This is a genomic window from Microvirga sp. P4_G7 (genome assembly GCF_056401005.1).
This window is the reverse complement of the sequence record NZ_JBFUKD010000094.1, coordinates 1-8,647: the sequence shown is the minus strand read 5'-3', so window position 1 is coordinate 8,647 and position 8,647 is coordinate 1. Positions and strand designations below refer to the sequence as shown.

Below are 8,647 nucleotides of genomic sequence, written 5' to 3'. Positions count from 1 at the left end.
AAATTCAGGTGGATGCGATCGGGCAGAGCGGCGAGCAGGGCCGGAACGTCCGCGGTGGCGACGCTGACATCATGGGAGACGGAGGGACCAGCGAGTCGGTTCGCTTCGGAAACCGCAAAACGCAGATGCCAGATGGCCTTCGCCTGCGCTTCGCTTTGCGAAACGACACCGTCCGCAATGACGCCAGCCTCGACGGCCGTTGCCAGCGCGTCACTCAGCCGACCGGACACCGACRCGTCATCGTCCCCACCGATCTCCGTAAAGACATACCAGGCGTGCCGATCAGCCAAAGGTAGGGAAATTGCAGGCAGCATGTCGCGCACGAGCGCCATTTCCCCGTCGCACATCAATTCGAAGCTGATGATGTCGTCTGAGGTGGCCTCGCGCAGAATCTCGAGAAGCGCCAGGGCATCGCTCGGCGTCGCAACACCGCACATGGCGCTCGAACGAGCCCGTGGCGGCGAAACGATCTTGAGCGAGGCCGCTGTGATGACGGCGAGCGTACCCTCTGATCCCACCAGGATGTGGCGCAGATCATACCCGGCGTTGTCCTTGCGCAAGCGCTTCGGCCCGGGGACGATGGTGCCATCTGCGGTGACGTATTCGAGGCCCAGGACGATGTCGCGGGTCATTCCGTAGCGGATCACGTTGATCCCGCCGGCGTTCGTCGCGACAATCCCGCCGATCTGGCATGATCCTTCGCTTCCAAGGCTGACGGGAAACAACCGCCCAGCCTCACGGGCGGCGTTCTGAACATTGGCCAGAATGCAACCAGCCTCCGCGACGAGCGTGTTGCCGACAGGATCGATCGATCGAATCCTGTTCATGCGTTCCAGAGACAGGATAATCGCCTTGCCTGACGAATCAGGCGTCGCGCCACCGGATAAGCCCGTATTGCCTCCCTGTGGAACGACCGGCGTTCCCGTAGATGCCGCCCAGCGCATGATAGCCGCAACGTCGTCGACGTTCCGCGGTTTCACCACTGCCTGTGCCGACCCGCGGTAGCGCCCTCGCCAATCAGTCAGATACGGTTCCATTGCCACGGCATCGGAGACGAGCGACGTCGCGTCGATGATTCGCTTCAACTCTTTCATGGGTCAAACGACACCGGCATCGACGATATAGTTTTGACCCGTGCACATCCGCGATGCGTCGGAGGCCAGAAACAGAATCATCGCAGCAATGTCCTCCGGAAGGATTTCACCCTTGATGGATTGTCGCGCCTGAGCGGCTGCTCCCTTTTCAGGCGTGTACCAGTGCTGACGCTGACGTTCCGTCATGACCCAGCCGGGCGTGACGCAATTGACACGAATGCCGTCCGAGCCGAGTTCGCGCGCGAGGGAGCGAGTGAATCCGATCACTGCGGATTTTGCCGTCGTATAGGCGATCAAACCCGCGGCGCCCTGCATCCAGGACGTCGACCCGAGATTGACGATCGATCCTCCGCCGAGGGTGCGCATGCCTTCGACGACGGACTGGCTCACGAACATCATCGGCCGAAGATTGACCGCGAAACGATCGTCCCAGTAATCGAGTGAAATCTCATCGAAACGGTGGCGCTCGTCGTGGCCGGCATTGTTGATGCAGATCGATAATGGGCCGAGCCTGTCCTGCAGCTTTCCGATCGCGTCGCGGGTGGCTGCGATGTCACGTAGATCAACTGGTTCAAAAAGGACGTCGCTTCCGCGTGTGCGCAGCGTGGAGGCCAGCGCATCGCCGCCCTCGCGGTTGATGTCCACGAATCCGACCTTCACCCCCTGGGCGGACAATGCCTCGACGACCGCACGCCCGATCCCGTCCGCGCCGCCTGTCACAAGCGCACATCGTCCGGCCAGGTCTGGATAGAGCGCTGTCGTCACCCGGCAAACTCCGAAATGGGTAAACCCGCGACAGGCGCCGGCAATGCGAACAGCCCGCCTGAAAAGGGGGCTTCGGCGAGCACACGCGATGGCAGTCGAATGCGGGCGGTCGTGATGAAGACGGTCTTCAGATCGTCACCGCCGAAAGCAACGCTGGTCGGCCGGGGAACGGGCAGTCTGATCTCGCGCTCGACCTTGCCGTCTGGGGCGTAGCGACGGACGCACCAACCGTCCCAAATTGCGCACCACAAGAAACCCTCGCTGTCGATAGCAAGGCCGTCCGGACGCCCCTCGTCCGGATTGACCTCGGCGAAGACCCGGCGGTTCTCGATCGTCCCCGCCGTCAAGTCGAAATCATAGGCGTAGATTCGGCCCGGCACCGAATCCGCGAAATAGAAGGTCCGCCCGTCGGGACTCCAGTCGAGGCCGTTGGCGACGGTGAAGCCCGTGGCGACACGCTTCCACGTCCGATCGCCGCTGATGGCGTAGAGCGCGCCGGAGGCCCTGCTGGCATCAAGGCGCATCGTTCCGCCCCAGAGCCGCCCTGAGCGGTCGCATTTGCCGTCATTGAAGCGGTTGTCGGGGATGTCCGCCTCTGGATCCACCAACGGCTCCAGCTTGCCGGCCCCAAAGTCGAGCGCCTCCAAACCGTCCTGCGTCAGTGCCGCCAATCCTCCGCCCTGGCGGGGCACCACGGCGCTGACGAGGCGCGGGAGAAGAATCTCCTCGTTCGTGCGTGTGGCCGGGTCGAAGCGATGGACAGAGGGTGCCAAGATATCCACCCAATAGAGCCGCTTCTCGTGTCGAGCCCAAATTGGTCCTTCGGCGAGATGGGCGCCCCAGGGGAGCACACACTCAGCCCCGCTATCGGCAGCTGGGCGAGCACGGGTCTGTGGCGAAATGTTCATGGGCATCGCGCCGACATTGCCGGAAATCTGCCGTGCGGCGGCCATGAGGTCACGACCGGTCGTATGCAGCCGGTCGCTTGAAAGACGTGAATTCGGGCCAAAGACGCCGATGGCTGCAACCGCTCTGCCCGTGTGATCGAAGATCGGCGCAGCGACCGAGACGACCCCCGACACATGCTCTTCGAGTGAAATGGCGTATCCACGCGCCCGGGCCAGTGCCAAATCAGCGATGAGAGCGTCCTCATCGAGGATCGTGCGCTCGGTAAACTGCTCGAGCGGGAGATGATCCAGCATCGCCCGCTGTTCATGAGGTGATGCAAAGGCGAGTAGGGTCTTGCCACCGGCCGTGCAGTGAAGCGGAGCGCGCCGGCCGATCTCGATCCTGAAACCAAATGCACCTCCGCGACTCTTCTGGTCGATATAGAGGACTTCCTTGTTGTCGATCGAACAGAGCGCCACTGTTTCACGTGTCTCGTCCGCGAGCCTATCGAGTACGGGCGCGGCGGCGCCTCGCAGATCGAATGATTCCCAGACACGGTGTGCAAGCTCGAACAGGCGATGGCCGAGGCGATACGTGTTGTCGCTTTCTTCATGYCGGACGAGTCTGAACAGCACGAGCGTATTCAGCATTCGAGCGAGCGTGCCTTTTGGCAGTTTCGTTGCAGCCTGCAGATCCTTGAAACGCGGCGGCGACGCCTGCTCGCCGATTACGTCGAGGAGATAGAGCCCCTTGGCGAGGGCTGCCGCGCCAGTCGGGACATCGCGCTCCTCCGGAGGCGTGACGCGGGGGCTCTCCATTCCTAGGCTGCCTGAGTCCTGCCGTTTCTCATTACGGCGGCCTCTGCGATCATCCGGTCGATCGTCCATTTCGGCTCAAATCCCAACTCGCTGCGTAGGCGAGCGTTCGAGGTCTCGTAGTAGACGCCGCTGCCGGGAAGATCGATGGTCTTCAGGGGGAGCTTCGTCAACTCCGCCATCAACGGCATCGCCTCAGAAAAGTCCACCGCAGCAGTCGCTCCGAGATTGTACGTCCGTCCCGCAGCCTTCTCGTTCGAGAGCGTCAACAGGATGCCGTCGATCATGTCCCGCGTGTCGGTGATGTGCATCTTGAAGGGACGGCCGTTCTCGTTTCGGGACAAAACCAGAGCTTCCGTACCGTCATCGATCGACCTCAATTTTTCGACCACCGCCTTGTTGCCGAAGTTTTCTTGCTGCCGGATCTTTGGATGGAGGAAAAAGCGCGGACCGGAGAAGAAGCTGGTCGGATCAAGGAGTTCACTCGCGTCTTGCGTATGCGAGAAGCGGAGGATCGTTGCGGGTATACCAGCCGTCCGCTCAGTGAATCGAACCAACTCCTCTCCCAAAAGCTTCGTCAATCCATAGTGCGAACGCGGCTTCAAAGGATGGTCTTCGTCGACGGGCAGATAGTCCGGCACGTTCTCTGGATAGACCTCGCCCGAGCTTGCGAAAACGATGCGTCGCGCCTTTGCTTTGGAGGTCTCTTCGAGAATGATCCGTGTCCCGTCGACATTGGCCCGATGGAGCTTGTCGGYATCTGCGGCAAGCCACGACATGAAGGCGCCGAGATGCAGCACGGCTTCGACGTTTTTAGCGGCGTTCGCGGCGGCCTCTCGGTCATCGAACGGGCCGATGACCTCGCGGTAATTCGGGTGGTTTATTCCCGACGGTCTGAGGTCGAAGCCGGTGACGCGCTTACCTTGATCGAGAAGGCGCTGCGCGACTTTGGAGCCGACGCGGCCGGCGCTTCCGGTAACGAGGATGATCATCGTTCTAGTCTCTCTAAATGGCGGCTTCGGTCTTGGCATCGAAGAGATGCAATTTGGCCGGATCAAACGACAAGGTCAGGCGCTCGCCCGTCGAGCGGGCGTCTGGGTTGATGAGGCGCGCAATAATCGTATCCGCCCGTCGCTCTTCCTCGCTCGAGCCGCCGGCCTTGACGAGGTTGGCGCGATTCTCCTGTGGTACGTCCACATAGACGTACTTTTCGCTGCCGAGGCTCTCGATGAGGCGCGGCGCGATCTCAAAGGTGACCGGACCCGGACCAGAGGCGATGTGTTCCGGCCTAAGTCCAACGACGATGTCGCGGCCGACGAGCGAGGTCGGTGCGTTGAGCGCCACGTCATGGCCGAAAAGACGCACCGTCGGCGATCCTGCGCCGTTGGACACCGGGGAGCGGAGGAAGTTCATGCCCGGAGACCCGATGAAGCCCGCCACGAAAAGGTTTGCAGGATTTCTGAACATGGTGTCCGGATCGGCAATCTGCTGGATCTCGCCGTCCTTCATGATCACAATTCGATCCGCCATCGTCATGGCTTCGATCTGATCGTGAGTGACGTAGATCGTCGTGACGCCGAGACGCTTATGGAGAGCACTGATCTCGGCGCGCGTGTGAACGCGCAGCTTCGCATCGAGATTCGAGAGCGGTTCGTCCATGAGAAACGCTTGAGGTTCTCGCACGATGGCTCGCCCCAAAGCCACGCGCTGGCGTTGACCGCCCGACAAGGCTTTCGGCCTGCGGTCGAGGAGATGGTCGACACCGAGAATTTTTGCGGCAGTTACCACTCGCGTGTCGATCTCGGTCGCGGCCATGCCGCGCATCTTCAGGCCAAACCCCATGTTCTTGCGTACGGTAAGATGCGGATAGAGCGCGTAGTTTTGAAAGACCATCGCAATGTCGCGATCGCCGGGCGCGAGATCGGTGACGTCACGGCCTCCGATATGGATCGTTCCGGATGTGGACTCCTCCAATCCGGCAAGGATCTTCAACATCGTCGACTTGCCGCAACCCGAGGGGCCGACGAASACGACGAATTCGCCGTCCTCGATTTCAAGGGAGAAGTCCTTGAGGACGGTCAACGGTCCGTAGGACTTGGTCACATGTTCGATGCGGATGCCGGCCATGGCGATTACTCCACTATTTCTCGGCGCCGGCGGTCAGGCCGCCGACGAGATAGCGTTCGAGGAAGAGGTAGATGATGAGAACGGGGAGGGCGACGAGGATTGAGGCTGCGGATATGTCACCCCAGTTGGAGATGTACTCGCCCTTCATCGTGGTGATGCCGAGGTTGGCGGTCCAGTTCGTCTGGGCGTTCGTCAAGAACGTACGCGCGTATGCGTAATCCGACCACGACAGCACGAAACCATACAGCGCAGTCGCCGCAAGCCCAGGCGTCGATACGGGAAGGATCACCCGTACCATTGCGCCAAGCGGCGAACATCCATCGACCATCGCGGCTTGCTCGAGCTCCTGCGGAATGGTGTCGAAATAGCCCTTCAACATCCAGGTCGTGAACGGAATGATGAGCGTCGCGTGGGCCAAAATGATGGACCAGAGGCTTCCGATAAGATCCACCGTGCGGAAGRTCCCGAACAGCGGAATGACGAGAAGCGTCGCAGGCAGCATTTTCGCAGTCAGAATGAAAAGACCCAGCGATTGTCCGCCACGGACGCGAAACCGCGACAGGCTGTAGCCGGCGAGAACGGAGACCGCCATCGAGAGGACCACGCTTCCGATCGCAGCCAGCGCAGAGTTCGTGAGCCACAACAGGATCGGCCGATCACGCACGATCTCCGCGAAGACGTCCCAACGCGGGGTCTGCGGCCAGAATCGCGGCGGGAGGACGCGCAATTGATCCGGCGGCGAGATCGCCGTGATGAAGAGCCAATAGATCGGAAAAACGAGAAATGCGCAGACGATGATGACGGCGCTGTAAAGAAAGAAGCGGTCCAGGGCGCGGCTTTTCATGATGGGCCCTTCAAATGTTGTCCGGCGCGCGGCCGATCATGAGGCGGCTGGCGATGACGCAAACGATGAGGGTTACGACACCAATGGCTGAGGCGTAGCCCATCTTGAAAAAGCCAAAGGCCTGCTCGTAAGTCATGATCGACAGCGTCTGTGTCGCCTTCAGGGGACCACCGCCGGTGAGCACGTAGATGATCGAGAAGTCCCGGAAGACCCACAGCATCACCAGCACCAAGGTGACGCCCAGAACGGGCATCAGGGACGGGATGGTGATGTTGATGAGGCGCTGCCATCCATTGGCGCCGTCAACACGTGCCGCATTGTAGAAATCCTCGGGAATCGATTGGAGGCCAGCGAGCATCATGATCGATACGAAGGGATACCCTTTCCAGATCATCGTGATGCACACAACGGCGAAGGCTGCGGTAGGCGATGAGAACCAATTCACCGTCGTATCGATGAAACCAAACTTGATGAAGACCCAGTTCATCAGGCCGAACGACGAATCGAACATCCATGCGAAGATCACAACCGCGATCACCTCAGGCACCGCCCAGGGCAGCGCGACGAGAAGGCGAGCGAAGGCCTGGCCCTTGAACTTGTTGTTGACCAGCAGGGCTGTTCCCAAGCCCAAGAGGAAGCAGAACAGACTAACGATCACGACAAGCTTGATCGTGACCCAACTCGCATTCCAGAAATCCGGTGACGTGAACAACCGCTCGTAATTGGCGGTCGTGAATGGACGGCGGGGCTGGTCGAGGCGAGCGATGTTGACGTTTTGAAACGACAGGTCGACGGAGACGATCAAGGGGTAAACGATGATGAGGCCGATCAGGGTGACGGCAGGCGCAAGCAGCAGGTAACCGAGCCAATGACGGCGGCTAGGTCGCGCGAGATCGAGGCTGAATCCTGGCTTCATGAGCATCCTCGGCTGAAGGCGAGAACCGGCCGCGCATGGTGACGCGGCCGGACGACGACTTGGTTGATTACTGCTGCTGCAGCGCTTCGGCCTTTTTCTGCATCGTGGCAGCGACGGCCTTCGGATCCAGATCCTGAATGATCATGCGCTGTGATTCTTCCATGATCATCTTGGAGAATTCATTGAACTGAATCTCCAATCCCTTGGGAATCCGATCCACCTTTGCTTTGGCGGCGGCCTGCGTGGCCTGAACCAAAAGGTCGAAATTCGGATTCTCGGCCTTGGCCGCCGTGATATCGGCGCGCGGGCTCGGCGGCGGAGACGCTCCGAGGGTCGCATAGGTCGACTGGAACTTGTCCGACGTCGCGATTTTGATGAAATCCCAGACGAGCGCCTTATTGTCCTTGGAAATGTCCGTCGGGATGGCAAGAACGTTGGACGAGCCGCCGACCGGCGGATTGAACGGCACCATCGCCGTCTTGATTTGGTCCTTCGCCTTGCCTTTCTGAATGATGGGCCACAACCACGGACCATCCATTTTCAGGGCGATCTTGCCATCCGCAAAGAGCTGGCGAACTTCGCCTGCCGTCATGTCGCGCGGCGTGAGGCTGTTCTTGACGATCGTCTTCCAGCGCGAAAGACCCTCGATCATCTGAGGCGTGTTGATGGTGACTTTGCCGTTGTCATCGGTCCAGCGGCCGCCCGCGTCGAGCGTATAGTTCATCATTTCGCTGATGTACTGTCCGCCGCCACCGCGGGTTTCATGACCGGTACCGAACTGGTCGGTGATTCCGTCGCCGTTGAGGTCTTTCGTCGTTTTCTTCGCGGCTTCGAGAAATTCCGCATAGGTCTTGGGAACGGCGAGGCCTTCCTTCTTCAGCATGTCCTCGTTGTAAGCGAGGAAGTAGCCGAAATAGAGCATCATCGTGCAGACGGTCTGCTTGTTCCAGACGCAGGTGTCCTGTCCGGCCCAACCCGTCAGATCGAGCTTCGAGTCCTTGATGTATGGGTCGAGTGGCTCCAGCCAACCGTTGTCGGCGAATTTCTGAAACTCGAACGAGGCCAGATGAACGATGTCCGGCGGTGTACCGCCGGCGAACAAGGTCGTCATCGTGTCGGCGTATGCGCCGCGCTCCACCTTCGTCCATTCGACCTTGACGCCAGGATGAGCCTCCTCGAACGCCTTGATGACCGAGCC

General features: G+C 60.4%; 8 protein-coding genes. All 8 read right to left on the bottom strand.

Annotated features, from left to right (window positions below):
* Positions 1–1,094: FAD-binding oxidoreductase (locus AC1DT3_RS06725; protein ID WP_477464479.1), on the bottom strand; the 1,094-nt coding region annotated here is incomplete at its 3' end.
* A 3-nt stretch (positions 1,095–1,097) separates the two neighbouring features.
* Positions 1,098–1,859 (bottom strand): SDR family NAD(P)-dependent oxidoreductase, encoded by a 762-nt coding sequence (locus tag AC1DT3_RS06720; protein ID WP_477464478.1) that lies wholly within the window; start codon positions 1,857–1,859, stop codon positions 1,098–1,100.
* Positions 1,856–3,565: an SMP-30/gluconolactonase/LRE family protein gene (locus AC1DT3_RS06715; protein ID WP_477464477.1), complete on the bottom strand. Its 1,710-nt coding sequence runs from the start codon at positions 3,563–3,565 to the stop codon at positions 1,856–1,858. Before AC1DT3_RS06715 ends, AC1DT3_RS06720 begins: the two co-directional genes overlap by 4 nt.
* Positions 3,566–3,567: 2 nt before the next feature.
* The gene (locus tag AC1DT3_RS06710) at positions 3,568–4,554 is read right to left on the bottom strand and encodes an NAD-dependent epimerase/dehydratase family protein (protein ID WP_477464476.1); all 987 of its coding nucleotides are present in this window, start codon (positions 4,552–4,554) and stop codon (positions 3,568–3,570) included.
* 13 nt (positions 4,555–4,567) lie between these two features.
* Complete coding sequence (locus AC1DT3_RS06705) at positions 4,568–5,689, bottom strand: ABC transporter ATP-binding protein (protein WP_477464475.1); 1,122 nt, start codon at positions 5,687–5,689, stop codon at positions 4,568–4,570.
* A 13-nt stretch (positions 5,690–5,702) separates the two neighbouring features.
* Positions 5,703–6,533: a carbohydrate ABC transporter permease gene (locus AC1DT3_RS06700; RefSeq protein WP_477464474.1), complete on the bottom strand. Its 831-nt coding sequence runs from the start codon at positions 6,531–6,533 to the stop codon at positions 5,703–5,705.
* A 10-nt stretch (positions 6,534–6,543) separates the two neighbouring features.
* Positions 6,544–7,449: a carbohydrate ABC transporter permease gene (locus tag AC1DT3_RS06695; RefSeq protein WP_477464473.1), complete on the bottom strand. Its 906-nt coding sequence runs from the start codon at positions 7,447–7,449 to the stop codon at positions 6,544–6,546.
* 67 nt (positions 7,450–7,516) lie between these two features.
* Positions 7,517–8,647, bottom strand: a 1,131-nt coding sequence (locus AC1DT3_RS06690) for an ABC transporter substrate-binding protein (RefSeq protein ID WP_477464472.1), incomplete at its 5' end; no start/stop codon positions are given.

Coding starts and splice junctions, on each gene's coding strand:
- AC1DT3_RS06695 (WP_477464473.1), bottom strand. CDS start 7,449: ATGAAGCCAGGATTCAGCCTCGATCTCGCGCGACCTAGCCGCCGTCAT.